Genomic DNA, 16,559 nt, shown 5'->3' on the forward strand with positions numbered 1-16,559 from the left:
TTTGTTGCTGTTTGCACGGTCGACCGCGATTGCAGCCCCTCAAGCGCTTGGCTAGGGTGGCGGGCAGCAAGACCCACGGGAGCATTGAATGGCCAGCAAGTCGATCGACCATGCCTTTACCAGCACGGATCTCAGGAGCGCTGCAACCGATCCCACCTATGCCGGCGCTCTCTCCTTCATGCGCCGCCGCTACAGCAAGGACATCACCGGCGCCGACGCCGTGGTCCTCGGCATCCCCTTCGACGCTGCCGTCTCCAACCGGCCGGGCGCACGCTTCGGACCGCAGGCGATCCGCCGCGCCTCGGCAATCTTCGACAACGATCCGCAATATCCCTTCTCGCGCGACCTTTTTGAGAACATGAGCGTCGTCGACCATGGTGACGTGCTTCTCGACTATGGCAATCACCAGGAAACGCCCGGCCGCATCGAGGCGGCCGCGCGCGACATCCTGCAATCCGGTGCGTATCTGCTCGGCCTCGGTGGTGATCATTTCGTCACCTGGCCGCTGCTCAAGGCCCATGCGGCACACCATGGACCACTGGCGCTCGTCCATTTCGACGCGCATCAGGACACTTGGGATGACGATGGCTCGCGCATCGACCATGGCTCCTTCGTCTGCCGCGCCGTGCGCGAAGGCGTGATCGCTCCCACCCGCTCCATCCAGATCGGCATCCGCACCCATGCGCCGGAGGATTTCGGCATCCGGATCCTGCATGGCTACGAGGTTGAGGACATGGGCGCGCAGGCGATCGCGGATGCGATCCTTTCGCATGTCGAAGACGCGCCCGTTTATCTGACCTTCGACATCGATTGCCTCGACCCGGCCTTTGCACCGGGGACCGGCACGCCGGTTGCCGGAGGCCCCTCCTCGGCGAAGATGCTCTCGGTCTTGCGCAAGCTTGGCGCCCTCGACATCCGAGGTTCCGACATCGTTGAGGTTGCGCCGGCCTATGATCATGCCGATATCACTGCAATTGCCGGTGCGACGGTTGCGATGTATATGCTCGGCCTGCGCGCCGAGCGACTGGCCACATCGGACCACCGGCAAGACTGAAGCATCCAGGCAAGACGTAACGCGCGCCGACAGGCAACGCACAGGACATAGACATGGCATCGAAGATCTTCATCGACGGCGAACACGGAACCACGGGGCTGCAGATCCGCACGCGCCTCGCCGAGCGCCGCGACATCGAACTCCTGTCCATTCCGGAAGCCGAGCGTCGCAATGCGCAGATGCGCGAAGACCTTCTCAACAGCGCCGACATTGCCATTCTTTGCCTGCCGGACGACGCCTCCATCCAGGCCTACGAGATGACGGCGGCCAACAACAATGTGCGGCTGCTGGATGCCTCTACCGCGTTTCGCGTGCATCCGGACTGGGCCTATGGCTTTGCAGAAATGGACAAGGCGCAGGCGGAGAAGATCCGAACCGCGCGCCACGTCTCCAACCCCGGCTGCTATCCGACGGGCGCGATCGGCCTCATCCGGCCGCTCCGGGCTGCCGGCATTCTGCCGGACGGCTATCCCGTCTCCGTCAACGCAATTTCCGGCTATACCGGCGGCGGCAAGCAGATGATCGCCCAGATGGAAGATCCCAGCCATCCGGAGCATCTTGCGTCCAACAATTTCCTGTATGGCCTGACGCTGAAGCACAAGCACTTGCCCGAAATGAAGATGCACGGCCTGCTCGACCGCGCGCCGCTGTTCTCGCCGTCGGTCGGTCGCTTCCCGCAGGGCATGATCGTTCAGGTCCCCCTGTTTCTCGAGGATCTCGCCACGGGCGCCTCGATCGACAGCATCCACGCAGCGCTCGTCGCGCACTATGCCGGGCAGGACATCGTCACCGTCGTGCCGCTTGAGGAGAGCCGCGCCGTTCCGCGCGTTGATGCCGAAGAACTCGCCGGCCAGGACACGATGAAGCTCTTCGTCTTCGGCACGCCGGGTGGCGCGCATGTGAACCTCGTGGCACTCCTCGACAATCTCGGCAAAGGTGCGTCGGGAGCTGCGGTTCAAAACATGGATCTGATGCTTTCGGCGTAAATCCCTCAAGGCACATGAAAAAAGCGGTCCAGACTTCCTGGGCCGCTTTTTTGTTTCCGCCTGCGAAGGTCAGGTTCACCAGATCAGTCGCGAATTTCGAGGCTGACCGACCGCGGCCGCTCGCCGGTGAAGCCGCGCAGGTGGGCGACGGCGAAGGCGAGCAATACGAGCGCCATGGCCTGGTGCGTCAGCCCCGCATGGAGCGGCACCTGGGTGACCAGCGTCAGGATGCCGACACCCGCCTGCAGCGTGACGAGCGCGAACAGCACGACAGTCCGGGCCGCATGCGGCGAGCCAGCCTCGTTTCTCAGCGCCTGGATCATATGGAAAAGTGCCACGGCCCAGAGGAGATAGGCGCCCAGACGGTGGATGAACTGCACCGTCTTCGGGTTTTCGAAGAGGTTGATCCAGCCCGGCTCCTGGACGAAGAGCCCACCCGGCACCAGCGCTCCATCCATCAGTGGCCAGGTATTGTAGCTGAAGCCGGCATCGAGACCGGCAACGAGTGCGCCGAGATAGATCTGCAAGAATGTCAGGACCAGGAGAATAGTTGCCACCCGCTTTGTCGCCCTTGCCGGCGGGGCTGAAACACTGTGCGGCGCCAGGCTGCGCATGATCCAGACGCAGGAGGCAAAGATGAAGCAGGCCATCATCAGATGAACCGCCAGCCGGTATTGGCTCACGTCGACGCGCTCGCTCAAGCCGGATGACACCATCCACCAGCCGATAAAACCCTGCAGGCCACCGAGACAGAGCAAGCCAAACAGGGGCGCCTTAAGACTGGATTCAATTCGCCCGCGCAGCCAGAAATAGGCGAGCGGCAGCCCGAAAATCAGGCCCACTGCGCGTGCCAGAAGCCGATGCCCCCATTCCCACCAGAAGATGGTTTTGAACTCGTCGACCGACATGCCTTTGTTGATCTGCTGATATTCCGGGATCTGACGATAGAGTTCGAGTTCCTCCTCCCATTCGGCAGCCGTCAACGGGGGGATCACACCATGGATCGGCTTCCACTCGGTGATCGACAGACCGGAGTCGGTCAGACGTGTGGCGCCACCGACAACAACCAGACAGAAGAGCGTCAGCACCACGATCCCAAGCCAAATGCGGATCGCCCGACGGTCGGCTTCGACCTTGGCAACGGCAGAGCGAATTTCGTGTTCGGGCGCGGTTAGAACAGCTGTCATTTATCAATCCTCTTGTCGCCCGTTGATTTGCATCAGCCGGACGTGCAAAACAAGTGCACCCCTTTGCGGCAAGCGGTCGCGTCACCATCCCGACCGCCCCATCGACATTCAAGAGGCACAGCCTGTATGCGCCCTTCCCTGCGCTCCTTTATCGGCACGATCCTGATTATCGTGATCGTTTCGCTCTACGCTCTTTTGGCGACGACCATCGCGACGGCCACGCTCGCCACCGCGCCCTGGTGGGCGCATCTTCTGTATTTCCTGCTGACCGGCCTCCTGTGGGTGGTCCCTGCGATGCTGATCATCAAATGGATGGCCGGCCCACGCAAGGACCGTAGCGAGAGGCGTTAAGGGTCTGCTTACCCTAATTTTCGACTGTATTAGCAATTCCTACCCTTGCTAACGGTTTGTTGGTCGCAGGGCACTAGGCTGCGGTGGTTCCACTTTTGGACCAGAGGCACTTTTTGGCATGTCTATCGCACGCAAACTGACTGACATTGCAGTTGAGGATGGGCAGCCAGACATGACATCATCGGCAACCTTCGCATCGTCGCCTGGTCTATCCGTGGGACCATTCGTTGTGCGTGTGCATGATCGCTTGAAGCCGCCCGAGGCGATCTGGCGGCGCCTTGAGCGGGATCCGTGGAACTCGCTGCACCAGGCCTTCGACTGGTGTGATGCCTGGGTCAAGACACACGACTACCCCGTGGTCGTCATTGAAGCCTCGATTGGTGGCGAGACGGCTTTCATTCTGCCACTGGAAATCGAGCGCAAGGCGGGTGTGCGGATCGCGCGCTTCATTGCCTCCAGTTACAGCAATTACAATAGCGGCCTCTTCACCGCCGCCCTCAGACAGCAGCAATTTGGCCCGTCGCTCTGGCACCAGGTGTTGCGCACCGCGCTTGCGGGCAAAGCCGATCTCGTTTGTCTCACGAACATGCCGCTGGCATGGCGGGATGAGCGCCATCCGCTCGGCGGACTTCGAGCAGACCCGAACCCCAATAGCGCCTTCCAGCTGACGCTGGGGCCGGATATGGAAGCAACAATCGCAGTGCTCAATGCGAAGAGCCGGCGAAAGAAGCACCGCGTACAACTGAAGCGCATGGACGAGGCCGGCGGGTTTGAACACGTGCGCGCCCGCAGTCGCGGCGACAAGCAGATCGTCCTGGACAGCTTCTTTCGCCAGAAGGCCGAACGTTTCGAGACCGCTGGGCTTCCCGACGTCTTCAAGGCGCCGGAGACGCAGGCTTTTTTCCGCCTGCTTCTGGATGCGGACAATGGCGGGAAAGACGTTCCACTCGAATTGCATGCCATCCGGATGAAAGGTCTTCACGCCGGGAAGATTGCCGCCATCCTCGGCGTGTCACGCAAGGGCGATCACGTCATTTGCCAGTTCGGCTCTATCGACGACCGCCTCGCCCCGGAAGCGAGCCCCGGCGAACTGCTCTTCTGGCTCACGATCGAGGAAAGCGCCGTCAGCGGCGCAAAAATCTTCGACTTCGGGATTGGCGACCAGGACTACAAGCGGCGCTGGTGCCGCACCGAGACGCCGCATTTCGATATCCTCTATCCGATCAACACCATCGGCCAGATCGCGGCATTCGGTTCCCGTTTGACGAGCCGCTTCAAACGTTGGGTGAAGAACCATCCACAACTCTATGGCATACTCCAAAGACTGCGGTCGGCAGCGGGCTGACGCTTACCGCTTGCGTAACACCTGTCTATGTCCCGGCAATCTGCTGCTATCGCGAGGCTTCGATCAGGCAGCACTTCGTCCTGTTTGCCCTTCTGGGAGGGAGGCCGACATCAGGACCAGATCGCTGTAGCCGACCTTCTCGAAGGCCTCCATGATCGCTTCCAGCTCCTGCGCCTGCGGGTTGGGTGCAGAAAGAATGATTTCATGCCGACCGTTCTGGCTGAGGCGCGCTACCCCTTCCGGCTGGGCCGGCCCGCATTCGACAATCACCAGGTCATAGGCGTCCGCGAGCGCATCGACGATAATCGTCAGCCGGTCAGCCCCCTTCATGGCCTTGCGGATATCGGCTCTGCCCTGCGGCACGATATCTGCAGTCGAATGGCGATCCGGATGAATGCAATCGGCAAAGGCTGCGTCGCCCATCAGAAGATCCGTGATCCCGGGAAGCTCAGCTTCTCCCGACATCAGCCGGGTCGGGCGGCCTGAACCGGTCATATCCACGAGAACGACCCGCCGACCGCGGCCTGCGAGTTCGCGAAGCAGCGCCACCGTACCTTCCGATCCCTTGTCGCCCGAGGGCGAAATGGCGAAGGCCACCGAGGCCGATTGGTCGATCAGGTAGCGTGCGACCGACTGAGCGGAAAACTGACTGTCTTCCTCCACGAGGTCGGAAGGCATATCTGCCATTTTTTCGGTTGCCGGCTCGGCCGGAGCCCGTCCCATCATCGGGATATCGAGGAGGTCCTGCGTTGCAAGCTCCGCATCGAGAAACTCCGTGACGCCCACCTTCGGCTGTGCCGGGTCCGACGCAATGTCGGCCTCAGCTCGCTTTGTCGACGACGGAACGGGGCTGGTTTTGATCTCCTCGGATCCCGGTCCGGTCCGCATGGCAGCATGGCCGGGGATTCTCAGCGCTCGACCGCTGAACAATTCGATCAGCATCACGATAATCGCCATCAGAATGAAGACCGACAAAGCCGTCACGATGGTAATCGGAACAACTTTGGGAAAGCTCGGCTCGGCCGGCTCCATGGCGCTTGAAATCAGCCGCGCATCCGCGGGGCTTGATCCCACATCAAGACGGCTTGATGCTTCGCGGTAGCGGGCGAGATAGGTCTCGAGCAGTTGCCGCTGTGCGGCGGCTTCGCGCTCCAGCGATTTGAGCTCAACCTCATCCTCCCCGGCCCTCGCCGTGTCGGCCTTGATTGTATTCAATTGCGCAACAAGTTGGGCTTCCCGCTCCCGCGCCACGGCCGCCAGGTTTTCGAGGCCGGCCGCGACCTTCTTGAGTTCCGCCTGCATCTGCTGGCGAATACCTGCGAGCTGCGATTTCAGCGCCTTCATCTGCGGATGCCCATCCAGGAGGCGGGTTGAGGCATCGGCGATCTGGCCGCGGATCTGCGATTCGGCTGCATCCAGACGGCGGATCGATTCGGATCCGGCGATGGCGTCGAGCGTATCTGTTGGGCGGCCCGCCTTGATCGTCTCATTCAGGTTTTCTGCACGCGCTTCGGCATTGGCTCGTTCGCCCCGCACGCGGGCAAGTTCGGTCGAGATATCGGCAAGCTGCTTGCTGCTGAAGGATGCATCCGTGCCCAGCGGCAAAAGGCCGGCAGAAGATCGGTATTCGGCCACTTTTTGTTCGGCAGCACGAACCTTTTCGCGCAGATTGGCAATCTCTGTGTCGAGCCAGCGAACCGCTTCGCTGTTGCTGTCGAGCTTGGCGCCGCTTTGCAGCTGACGATAGACATCGATCATCGCGTTCGGCACGGCGGCCGCAAGCTTGGGATCTTTCGAGGTGAATTCGACGGCAATGACGCGCGACTTGTCGAGCTGATAGACGGCAAGATTTTCGCGGAATGATTTCAATACCCGTTCTTCGGGGACAAGATCGAGAGGGCTGCCGCGCAAACCGAAGAGGACGAGGAAGTCATTGAGCGCGGAGGGGCGCGAATCCGGATCAAACTCGGGGCTGTCGTAAAGCTTCAGGTCGCGCGCAACCTGCTTCATCAGGTCAGTCGATTGCAGCAGCTGCACCTGGCTGGCAATCGTCAGCTCATCCGGCAACGGCTCTGTTGCGACGGAGGCCGCGCCCGAGGCCGAAAACTGTGGCTGCCTGGGCTCGATGAGAAGCTTGGCGTCACTTCTGTAACTTGGGGCAATGGCGCTTGCGCCCAGAAAGGCGGCACCACCGGCTAGAAGGGTTGCGCCCAACACCAGACCTTTCCGCTGCCAGATGGCGCGGAAAAGCTGTGCCAAGTCGATGTCGGCATCATTCTGGTCGCGGTCCAAGCTTGGCATCGCCTACTCCATGTGTGTGCACGCGCAAGGGTAAAGGCTTATGGTAACTCAAGGGTTAATCTTTAGCCTTGCCTGCTTGATGCCGGAAAACCTGGAACCGCTCACGCATTTACGCCGCGTTAACCATAGCTGATCAATAAGTTTGATCAGGTTTTGAAGATCAGGAGCGCATGAGCGCATGTCAGTGGTGGGCAAAAAAGCGATTACCATCGTCGCGACAGCAATGCTGTCGCTGGCGGTCAGCGGCTGCGCCACCTACCAGCCCGCGCCGAAGGTCTTTCACGAGGCAACGATCCAGCCCTATCGCCTCGACAGTGGCGACCGCTTGCGCGTGACGGTCTTCGATCAGCCCAACTTGTCGAACACCTATGCGGTGGATCAGGCGGGCTACATTGCCTTCCCGCTGGTTGGTCAGGTCGCTGCCCGCGGCGCCACAATTACCCAGCTTGAAGGCGCCCTCGCCCAGAAGCTGAAACAGGGCTTCCTGCGCGATCCCGACGTCACCATCGAGATTGATCGCTATCGCTCCATCTTCGTGATGGGTCAGGTTGGACAACCCGGGCAGTATGCCTATGTACCCGGCATGACAATCCTCAACGCCATCGCCGTATCCGGCGGCTTCAACGGCCGAGCGAACCAGCGCGACGTCGATGTCACGCGCAAGATCAATGGACAGATCATCACCGGCCGCGTGCCGATCACCGATCCTATTCTGGCGGGCGACACCGTCTATGTCCGCGAACGTCTGTTCTGATCGATGACGAGCCAAGCTCCGTTGCGCATCGTTCACTGCTTTCGCTCTCCGGTCGGCGGCATTTTCCGCCACGTCCGGGATCTGGCCGAACAGCACAGCAAGGCTGGCCATCAGGTCGGCATCCTCTGCGACAGCACCACCGGCAGCGCGCATGAAGACAGACTGTTTGAGCAGATCATGCCCTATCTCTCGCTCGGTCTCACCCGGCTTCCGATCCAGCGTTCAGTCGCCCCATCGGATCTTTCTGCCGTTGTCACGAGTTACAAACAAATCAAAGCATTGCAGCCGGATGTCCTTCACGGACACGGCGCGAAAGGCGGCGTCGTCGCCCGCGTCATCGGCTCACTCCTGCGGGCAAAAAAGTATCGCGTAGCTCGCTTCTATTCTCCGCATGGTGGCAGCCTTCATTTCGCGAAGGCGTCACCGGCTGGCCAGGCCGTCTTCATGGCCGAGCGCATTCTTGAACGCATGACCGATGGCATGTCCTTCGTTTGCGACTACGAGCGCGAGACCTACGAGCATAAGGTCGGTAAGCCGCATTGCGTTGCCACCCGCATCTATAACGGCATCAGCGACCGAGATTTCGGCAAAGTCACGCCGGAAAACGATGCCGTTGACCTTCTTTATGTCGGCATGCTTCGGGACCTGAAGGGTCCGGATCTTTTCATTGATGCCTTTGCCGAAGCGGAACGCCTCGTCGGACGCCCGTTGAGGGGTCTCGTGGTCGGCGACGGCCCGGACGAGGAAAAGTACCGCAAGCAGATCGAGATGAAGGGCCTTGGGCGGCGAATTGCCATGCTGCCCGCCATGCCAGCGCGCGAGGCCTTCGCCAAATCGGATATACTTGTCGTTCCATCGCGTGCTGAGGCGATGCCCTATATCGTGCTCGAAGCGCTCGCGGCGGAAAAGTGCCTGATCGCCTCTCGGGTCGGCGGCATTCCAGAGATTCTGGGCGCAGATAGCCCCGCCCTCGTCTCTCCCGGAAACGTTCAGGAACTGGCAAACGCCATGGCGACCGCCTTGACGCAGCCGGACTGGAAGACCGTGACCATGCCGAAGCCGGAGGCATTCCGCTCGCGGTTTTCGGCAGTCGTAATGGCACGCGAGATGGAACAGTTCTACCGCGCACGTCTCGCCACCCTCACCTGAGGATCTGGCCCGAACCGGGACACTCACTGGGCTTGAAAGAGCAATGCCTAAGCGTTTCTTAGGATCTTTGACATAAGCTTGCCGGCAAACACCTGCGAGTGGCGCTATGAGCAAGCTGGAGACCCCCGGAGCCTTCGATCTCGACGCCTTGCGTCGGGCCGATCCTGACGGCGTCAACGATACGGAATCATCTCGTGCACCCGTGGAAGTCAGCGAACTGGCCCGCCAGATTGCCCGCCAATATTCAGAAGCGAATTACTCCCCTGCGATCGTCGTTGGTCAGCTTCGCTTCCTTGAGGTGATTGCGCTCTTCGCCTTGGCGCTTGCTGTCAATTTTACCATCGCGGATGCGCCGCTTGGTCATGTCTATGAGGGTCTGGCAGCAGCATCCGGCGGCAGTATTCTTGCGCTCATCCTGATGCAAATCACCGATTGCTATCACGTCTCTGTCCTGCGCGAACCGATGCGCTCCATGGGCCGGGTGCTGGGGAGCTGGACAGTTTCCGCTGCGACCATCACGCTTCTGGCGCTCTTCCTAGGGGCGCAGAATGTGCAATTCCCCAGCCTGCTGACCGCCTGGTTTGTGGTTGGCGCTGCCTATCTGCTCATCGAACGGAATCTGATCGGCTTTGCCATTCGTCGATGGGGCCGCAATGGCGTCATGGAACGGCGCGCCGTCATCATTGGCGGCGGCAAGCCCGCAAGAGACCTGGCACGGGCGCTCGAACAGCAACCGGAAAACGATATCCGCATCTGCGGCATCTTCGACGACCGAAATTCCGAACGTTCGCCGGATGTCGTGGCGGGCTATCCGAAGCTCGGCACGGTTGCCGAACTCGTTGAGTTTGCGAGGCTTGCTCATATCGACATGCTGATCATATCGCTTCCGCTCAGCGCCGAAGCGCGGATCATGCAGCTATTGAAAATGCTTTGGGTTCTCCCCGTCGACATCCGTCTTGCGGCACATTCCAACAATCTGCGCTTCCGGCCACGCTCCTATTCGCATGTCGGGGCGGTGCCGCTTCTGGACATCCTCGACAAACCCATTCGCGACTGGGACTCTGTGGCCAAACGCGCATTCGATATCTTCTTCAGCGTGCTGGCCCTCCTCCTCCTCTGGCCGGTCTTCATTGCGACCGCGATTGCCGTCAAGACCACCTCGAAGGGGCCGATCCTCTTTGTGCAAAAGCGTCACGGCTTCAACAATGAAGTGATCAACGTTCTTAAATTCCGTTCGATGTATACGGAAATGAGCGATCCCTCTGCCCGCAATGCCGTGACCAAGAACGACCCTCGGGTCACGCCAGTCGGTCGCTTCATCCGCAAGACGTCGATCGACGAGCTGCCACAGATATTCAATGTCCTGCGTGGCGATCTCTCTCTGGTGGGCCCCCGCCCCCATGCAGTCGCCGGCCAGACCCGCGACAAGACCTTTTCCGAAATCGTCGAGGGGTATTTTGCCCGGCACCGGGTCAAGCCCGGCGTCACCGGCTGGGCGCAGATCAATGGCTGGCGCGGCGAAATCGACACGGATGACAAGATCAAGTTCAGAACCGCCTACGACCTCTATTACATCGAAAACTGGTCGCTGCTGTTCGATCTGAAAATCCTGCTTCTCACACCCATCCGTCTGCTGAACACGGACAATGCGTATTGACCTTTGAAGCCACCACCTCAGGCATGGCGGATGACCGCCGCGCGCCTCCGATGCCGAACCGCGCGGCCATCGGCCATCTGGGGTCGCTTCTGCTCGGGCTTGGCGTGTTTCTTTCAGGCTTCGTCATCTCGGAACCGGCGCCTTACGAATTGCTGATGGTTGCGCAAGTGGCGCTGTGGTTTCTGTTCGGCTTGCGCATCTCGCGTGCCGTTGCGCCGCTGCTGGTCCTGCTCATGGCCTTCAATATCGGCGGCATGCTGGCCGTCACCATGCTGCAGGACATTCTGACCGAGCAGGCGCTCTATGTTGCCGTGTCGGTGTTTCTGGCGCTGACCGCCGTCTTCTACGCTGCGATCATCGAGGATCGGCATCAGCGCCTCTCCATGATCTTCCAGGCATGGGTCGCGGCCGCGCTCATTACGGGAATGCTCGGTATTCTCGGCTATTTTCATGCCTTTCCCGGTGCGGAGATGTTCACGCGATATGACCGGGCCATGGGCGCCTTCCAGGATCCGAACGTCTTTGGTCCTTTTCTCGTGGCGCCTGCGCTTTATCTGCTCCACGGCCTGCTGAAAGGCGGCTTGGTTGGCGCTCCCTTGAGAGGTTTGGGGCTGCTGATCCTCGTGCTCGCCGTCTTCCTCTCCTTTTCGCGCGCCGCCTGGGGGCTCTTTCTTTTTGCCGCGATGGCGCTCGTCTTCGTGATGCTACTCAAGGAGCGCACCAACGCCTTTCGCCTGAAAATTCTGCTGCTCTCAATCGCAGCCGTTGCCACCATGGTTGTCGCTCTGGTCGGCGCACTGCAGACGGAGAAGGTGCGAAGCCTGTTCGAGACCCGCGCCCAGCTCGTCCAGGACTATGATGGCGGCCATATGGGCCGCTTCGAGCGCCACCGCGCCGGCTTCGTGCTTGCGATGGAACGACCGCTTGGGATAGGGCCGATGATGTTCGGTCGCATCTTCCCCGAGGATGAACACAATATCTGGCTGAAATCGCTGATGACCTATGGCTGGATCGGCTTCGTCTCCTTCATTGCCCTGATCGCATCCACGATCGCCATCGGTTTCCGGCTTCTCCTGCGGGATCGTCCCTGGCAGCCATATCTCATGATCGGCTGGGTCACGCTTCTTGGCCATATCCTCGTCGGTACCGTCATCGATATCGACCACTGGCGGCATTTCTATTTGCTGCTTGGGATCGTCTGGGGCTGCGCGGCACTGGAAATGCGGCACAACAGCCGATTGCGGACGCAGACCGGGTTGCCCCGCGTCCCTTGATTCTCGCTGGCCGTGACACATATCAGTTGCATGATAACACCCGCTCAAATCCGCGCCGCACGCGCCATGCTGGACATTACGATTGAAGAGCTTGCCAGCGAGAGCGGCCTTGCACCGCTTGTCATCCTGCAGATCGAGGCTGAAGAAGGCCGAGACGCCATGTCGGGCGACTTCGATTTGCTGAAAACGGCCCTCGAGCGACGTGGCATAACGTTCCTTGCCAATGGCGAACAAGGTGGCGGCGGCGCCGGTTTGCGCATGGTCGCTCCCCATGCTGAACAGGGCTTGAGGCCCGAAGAGCTGACGGCCGCGAACGACGATTAAGTTTTCACCATATTTCAATGGAACAATAAGACGGTTCGCGCCTTATTCGCCTGACAAATCAGTCAGGAGAACATTGTATGCAGCGGAATAACAGCCTTTATCTGATCATAGGCGCTCTCGTCGTCGCGGTGATCGGTCTTGGTATCTATGTCTATCAGGAGGAGTCCAAGCCTGACGGCGTTGAGCTGCGCATCGGCGAAGGCGGCGTCTCCATCGAGGAAAACTGACCGCGCTTTCGGGCCGACTATGAGCCGGTCAAGAGAACCGAATGAAATCACTGTAGAATTTGTGGGGGGCGCTGATGGCGCCCTCAAGCATGTAGGGGTAGCTCTTCTGCCGGCTGGCGGTAGTCCCCCTGATCGGCAGCCCATGATCCAGTCCGTCAACGGCATGATAGTCGAGCAGGATCTGGCCGTTTTTATCGACCCAAGTCGTGGTCGTTGCATGTCTGGACGTGCGAACTCGTCCGTCCTCTTCCGCCAAGCCGAGGACATCTAGCCATTGGCGCAGACTGGCAATGCCGTTGGCCGGATTGACGATCCGATCGGCCTGCCCTTGCCAGATCGAAATCGCCGGATGCTTGGACAGATCGCCATCCCGCACCAGGCGCACCAGGTCGCCCAGTTGCGGCGGCGAAATCTCGACCCCTGACTTCATGACGCGCAGCGCCGTCATTCCATCGCGAGCCCCGCCATAGGGCATACCGGCCACGAGCTGACCGGCGCGGAAGAGGTCTGGATAGGCCACGAGCAGGGCGGACGCAATGGCTGCCCCGGCCGACAGGCCATGCACAAAGATCCGATCCTTGGGCACTCTGTGGCGCCTGACGGCGCTGTCGATCATTTGGCGAATGGACCCGACCTCACCGCGATCTCTGGCAACCGCGCTTGGACGAAACCAGTTGAAACAGAGATTGGAATTGTTCTGGCGTCTCTGCTCCGGATAAAGCAGCACGATCCCCTTTTCGCGCGCCAGCCGCGCCCAGCCGCTGCCAAGGTGATATTGCATGGCCGTCTGCAGGCAGCCATGGAGGACGACCACCAGCGTCCTCGGATTTGCCTGCGTCTTCGGCACATATTCAAGCATCCGCAGGCGACCGGGATTGCTGCCGAAGTCAACGATTTCACGCAGAACCGGGCGCGCTGCCCGCTTCGGCGCCGGGCGGACGAAATCAGGCGTGACCAAAGGTAAGACGGCCTTCAGCGTTTTCCTGATCTGTCTCTGGCCGTTCATCCACGCTTTCAGGGGCTTGGAAATCTTGTATCGCATCACAGCCTCTCCGGTTGTCAGCGAGTGCATGTAATGCTGCATCGCAGCATTCCTAGGGCAGCGGATCGTATAAAACGCGCCTGGAGACAGCAAAAAGGCCGCCCGAGGACATCGGGCAGCCTTTTAGGCAAAGACAAGGATTGGCAAGAGCCACATCCTGAAACTTGGTCGGAATGGCGGGATTCGAACCCACGACCCCTTGACCCCCAGTCAAGTGCGCTACCTGGCTGCGCTACATTCCGTCAGGGCTCGCCGCCAGAAAATACCATCCGGCGAGCAAGGTTCCTTTAGACAGTCAGGTAGTTGCGCGCAAGTGGAAACTCCACCTGTGCAGAAAATTCCAGTGATCAGCGCGAACGCTCGAACAGTGCCTGCATCTCGGCAAAGCGGCGGCGATTGTCCGTGTCTTCCGAATCCGACGCATAGCAGGTGCTGTCGGCGCAGAAACGCAGAAGGACAAGCTTGCCTTCCTGACGGGTGAACGCGCATTCCATCTCGTCCGAGATGTCGCTTTCCTCAACATCCATGCGGGTGGAATAGGTCAATCGGGCACCCGGCGGCTCAAGCTCCGGAAACGCCTGCACGATGCCGACCTTGATATCGGGAACCATGAGCAAGTTCTTGGCGACGAAGATGCAGGCATCGCGCACTTCGTCTGCCCCTTCAGGCGCAGTGGCAGTGGTGGCGGTCTGCGCATTCGCGGCGCCAGCGCAGAGGACAAGGACGGTTGCGGCGAAAAGTTGTTTCATGGATCGGAACCTTTGATTTGCGTCTCATCCTCCAACGCAAATCGATCGATCGAGGTTCCCCGATAGACTGCAAACCGGGGAGCCGGTGGTCAGCGGACCTGATCCAGCAGGCGTTTGCACTCGAGAAGGTCAAACAGCGCTTCCTGCAACAGGGCGCGATCCTCCTTGCCGACACTGGTCTTGCCAACGCTGATCTCCGGAGCATCGTCGTCCCCGCCGCCGAAGCCGAAGAAACGACCGCTGGCCTTGATCTTGGGCCGTCCCAGCACCTGATCATCGTCAAGCGAGACTTTCGGTTCCTCGCTCTTGGACGAGCTTGCAGCGACAAGCGCCTCCATGGTGGCGACATCACCCGAGGCGACCGCCATGACGAACTTGTTCCCGTTGGTTTTCAGGAGCTTCTGCACGCCCTTGATGGTGTAGCCCTGATCATAGAGCAGGTGCCGGATGCCCTTCAGCAACTCGATGTCGTCAGGGCGATAGTAGCGCCGGCCGCCGCCGCGCTTCAGCGGCTTCACCTGGGGGAAGCGTGTCTCCCAAAACCGCAGGACGTGCTGAGGCAGATCGAGATCGTCGGCGACCTCGCTGATCGTGCGAAAGGCGTCAGGGCTCTTATCCAATTGCATGCGAAAATCCTCGCTCGACCGTCTATGGCGCGATTCGTCACTATTTCAACGATTTGAGAGGACTTATTCAACTGCTTGGGGCGATGATTTCCATCTGCTCCCCATTTTTTGACCTCAAGCCGCCGGATTGGCCGGCTTCTGCTTGGACTTACGGGCGATATGCGCCCGCAGGATGCGCTGCTTCAGCACATTGGAGGCCTTGAATGTCATGACCCGACGCGGGGAAATCGGCACTTCCTCACCAGTCTTCGGATTGCGCCCGATGCGCTCGTTCTTGCTGCGGACCTGGAAGGTCGCGAAGGAGGAGAGCTTGACCGATTCACCACGAACGATCGCGTTGCAGATCTCGTCGATGACAGTTTCGACGAGTTCTGCAGATTCAGTCCGTGACAAGCCGACTTTGCGGAATACCGATTCGGCCAAGTCTGCTCGCGTCACTGTCTTCCCGGCCATGTCGATCGTCCGCCTAAACCAATGAACTTGTTGAATACGCAAAGACTATTGCCCTTGACGGCCATGGTCAAGCGCTTGTTGAAACGCAATTCAACGCTTGACCATCACCAACGCAGGAGGATCGCACCCCAGGTAAAGCCGCCACCCATGGCTTCGAGCATCACGAGATCGCCCGACTTGATCCGTCCATCGCCCGCAGCCGTGGCCAGAGCAAGCGGAATGGATGCGGCCGAGGTATTGCCGTGCTTATCGACAGTGATCACGACCTTCTCATCGGGAATGCCGAGTTTCTTGGCGGATCCATCGATGATGCGCTTGTTGGCCTGGTGCGGCACAAGCCAGTCGATGTCGTCAGCCGTCGTGCCGGTTGCCGCAAACGCGGCCTCGATAACATCGGTGATCATTCCGACGGCATGTTTGAAGACCTCGCGACCTTCCATTCTCAAATGCCCAACGGTGCCTGTCGTCGAAGGACCTCCGTCGACGTAAAGCTTTTCGCGATGAACACCGTCTGAGCGGAGGTTGGACGTCAGGACGCCCCGGTCTGCAATCGTGCCTTCGCCTTCCTGGGCTTCCAGCACAAGTGCTCCGGCGCCGTCCCCGAAAAGCACGCAGGTTGTGCGATCGTTCCAATCGAGAATGCGCGAGAATGTTTCCGCACCGATCACCAGAACACGACGCGCCATACCGCCGCGGATGTAGAGATCGGCAGTCGCCATGGCATAGACGAAGCCTGAGCAGACCGCCTGAACGTCGAAGGCAAAGCCGTGATGCATGCCCAACCGGTTCTGGATGTTCACGGCGGTCGCCGGGAAGGTGTTGTCCGGTGTCGATGTTGCACAGATGATGAGATCGATGTCCTGCGCTGTCAGGCCAGCGCGGTCCAGCGCCTCTTGGGCGGCCGCAGCACCCAGGGAGGCCGTCGTCTCCCCCTCGCCTGCGATATAACGCTGGCGAATGCCCGTGCGTTGCACGATCCACTCGTCCGAGGTTTCGACCAGGCTCTCCAGGTCACGATTGGTCATTACACGCTTTGGAAGCGCTGCTCCAAAGCCACGCACGACAGAACGAATCATCGGT

At 60.2% G+C, this 16,559-nt stretch carries 17 protein-coding genes and 1 tRNA gene; 10 read left to right on the plus strand and 8 right to left on the minus strand.

The window, feature by feature from the left end:
• Nucleotides 1–88 precede the first annotated feature (88 nt).
• Nucleotides 89–1,054, plus strand: a complete 966-nt coding sequence (speB, locus tag FAA97_RS05280) for an agmatinase (protein ID WP_136597436.1) — start codon at nucleotides 89–91, stop codon at nucleotides 1,052–1,054.
• 53 nt (nucleotides 1,055–1,107) lie between these two features.
• The gene (gene argC, locus FAA97_RS05285) at nucleotides 1,108–2,040 is read left to right on the plus strand and encodes an N-acetyl-gamma-glutamyl-phosphate reductase (RefSeq protein WP_136597437.1); all 933 of its coding nucleotides are present in this window, start codon (nucleotides 1,108–1,110) and stop codon (nucleotides 2,038–2,040) included.
• 83 nt (nucleotides 2,041–2,123) lie between these two features.
• Here argC and FAA97_RS05290 read toward each other — a convergent pair whose 3' ends face one another.
• Nucleotides 2,124–3,227 (minus strand): COX15/CtaA family protein, encoded by a 1,104-nt coding sequence (locus tag FAA97_RS05290; protein WP_136597438.1) that lies wholly within the window; start codon nucleotides 3,225–3,227, stop codon nucleotides 2,124–2,126.
• A 126-nt stretch (nucleotides 3,228–3,353) separates the two neighbouring features.
• Here FAA97_RS05290 and FAA97_RS05295 point away from each other — a divergent pair, with 126 nt between their 5' ends.
• On the plus strand, nucleotides 3,354–3,578 hold the full coding sequence (locus FAA97_RS05295) for a DUF2842 domain-containing protein (protein WP_136597439.1): 225 nt from the start codon (nucleotides 3,354–3,356) through the stop codon (nucleotides 3,576–3,578).
• A 172-nt stretch (nucleotides 3,579–3,750) separates the two neighbouring features.
• Nucleotides 3,751–4,923 carry a GNAT family N-acetyltransferase gene (locus FAA97_RS05300; protein WP_246041339.1) on the plus strand — a complete coding sequence of 391 codons (1,173 nt, stop codon included), beginning with the start codon at nucleotides 3,751–3,753 and terminating at the stop codon, nucleotides 4,921–4,923.
• 63 nt (nucleotides 4,924–4,986) lie between these two features.
• Here FAA97_RS05300 and FAA97_RS05305 read toward each other — a convergent pair whose 3' ends face one another.
• Nucleotides 4,987–7,224 carry a GumC family protein gene (locus tag FAA97_RS05305; RefSeq protein ID WP_136597441.1) on the minus strand — a complete coding sequence of 746 codons (2,238 nt, stop codon included), beginning with the start codon at nucleotides 7,222–7,224 and terminating at the stop codon, nucleotides 4,987–4,989.
• Between the two features lie 178 nt (nucleotides 7,225–7,402).
• Here FAA97_RS05305 and FAA97_RS05310 point away from each other — a divergent pair, with 178 nt between their 5' ends.
• The 6 genes from FAA97_RS05310 (at nucleotide 7,403) to FAA97_RS21025 (ending at nucleotide 12,609) form a co-directional block, all read left to right on the plus strand.
• A complete protein-coding gene (locus FAA97_RS05310) occupies nucleotides 7,403–7,978 on the plus strand; it encodes a polysaccharide biosynthesis/export family protein (protein WP_136597442.1) in 576 nt (191 codons plus the stop codon).
• Between the two features lie 3 nt (nucleotides 7,979–7,981).
• On the plus strand, nucleotides 7,982–9,127 hold the full coding sequence (locus FAA97_RS05315; RefSeq protein ID WP_136597443.1) for a glycosyltransferase family 4 protein: 1,146 nt from the start codon (nucleotides 7,982–7,984) through the stop codon (nucleotides 9,125–9,127).
• A 106-nt stretch (nucleotides 9,128–9,233) separates the two neighbouring features.
• A complete protein-coding gene (locus tag FAA97_RS05320; RefSeq protein ID WP_136597444.1) occupies nucleotides 9,234–10,784 on the plus strand; it encodes an undecaprenyl-phosphate glucose phosphotransferase in 1,551 nt (516 codons plus the stop codon).
• Nucleotides 10,785–10,834: 50 nt separating this feature from the next.
• Nucleotides 10,835–12,058: an O-antigen ligase family protein gene (locus FAA97_RS05325; protein ID WP_425467407.1), complete on the plus strand. Its 1,224-nt coding sequence runs from the start codon at nucleotides 10,835–10,837 to the stop codon at nucleotides 12,056–12,058.
• Nucleotides 12,059–12,088: 30 nt separating this feature from the next.
• A complete protein-coding gene (locus FAA97_RS05330) occupies nucleotides 12,089–12,382 on the plus strand; it encodes a hypothetical protein (protein WP_136597445.1) in 294 nt (97 codons plus the stop codon).
• A 77-nt stretch (nucleotides 12,383–12,459) separates the two neighbouring features.
• Nucleotides 12,460–12,609: a hypothetical protein gene (locus tag FAA97_RS21025; RefSeq protein ID WP_168800921.1), complete on the plus strand. Its 150-nt coding sequence runs from the start codon at nucleotides 12,460–12,462 to the stop codon at nucleotides 12,607–12,609.
• A 28-nt stretch (nucleotides 12,610–12,637) separates the two neighbouring features.
• Here the strand turns inward: FAA97_RS21025 and FAA97_RS05335 are convergent, their stop codons facing one another.
• The 6 genes from FAA97_RS05335 to FAA97_RS05360 all read right to left on the minus strand — a co-directional run bounded on the left by FAA97_RS05335 (nucleotide 12,638) and on the right by FAA97_RS05360 (nucleotide 16,555).
• Entirely contained in the window at nucleotides 12,638–13,693 is a 1,056-nt protein-coding gene (locus FAA97_RS05335; protein ID WP_246041340.1) for an extracellular catalytic domain type 1 short-chain-length polyhydroxyalkanoate depolymerase, read from the minus strand.
• 123 nt (nucleotides 13,694–13,816) lie between these two features.
• Nucleotides 13,817–13,893, minus strand: a tRNA-Pro gene (locus FAA97_RS05340).
• Nucleotides 13,894–13,998: 105 nt separating this feature from the next.
• Complete coding sequence (locus FAA97_RS05345; protein WP_136597446.1) at nucleotides 13,999–14,400, minus strand: hypothetical protein; 402 nt, start codon at nucleotides 14,398–14,400, stop codon at nucleotides 13,999–14,001.
• 89 nt (nucleotides 14,401–14,489) lie between these two features.
• A complete protein-coding gene (locus FAA97_RS05350) occupies nucleotides 14,490–15,020 on the minus strand; it encodes a MerR family transcriptional regulator (protein WP_136597721.1) in 531 nt (176 codons plus the stop codon).
• A gap of 120 nt (nucleotides 15,021–15,140) precedes the next feature.
• Entirely contained in the window at nucleotides 15,141–15,479 is a 339-nt protein-coding gene (locus FAA97_RS05355) for an integration host factor subunit alpha (protein ID WP_136597447.1), read from the minus strand.
• A gap of 104 nt (nucleotides 15,480–15,583) precedes the next feature.
• Nucleotides 15,584–16,555, minus strand: a complete 972-nt coding sequence (locus FAA97_RS05360; RefSeq protein WP_136597448.1) for a beta-ketoacyl-ACP synthase III — start codon at nucleotides 16,553–16,555, stop codon at nucleotides 15,584–15,586.
• Nucleotides 16,556–16,559 lie beyond the last annotated feature (4 nt).

The organism is Peteryoungia ipomoeae (assembly GCF_004912165.1).
In the GTDB taxonomy this organism is placed as follows: domain Bacteria; phylum Pseudomonadota; class Alphaproteobacteria; order Rhizobiales; family Rhizobiaceae; genus Allorhizobium; species Allorhizobium ipomoeae.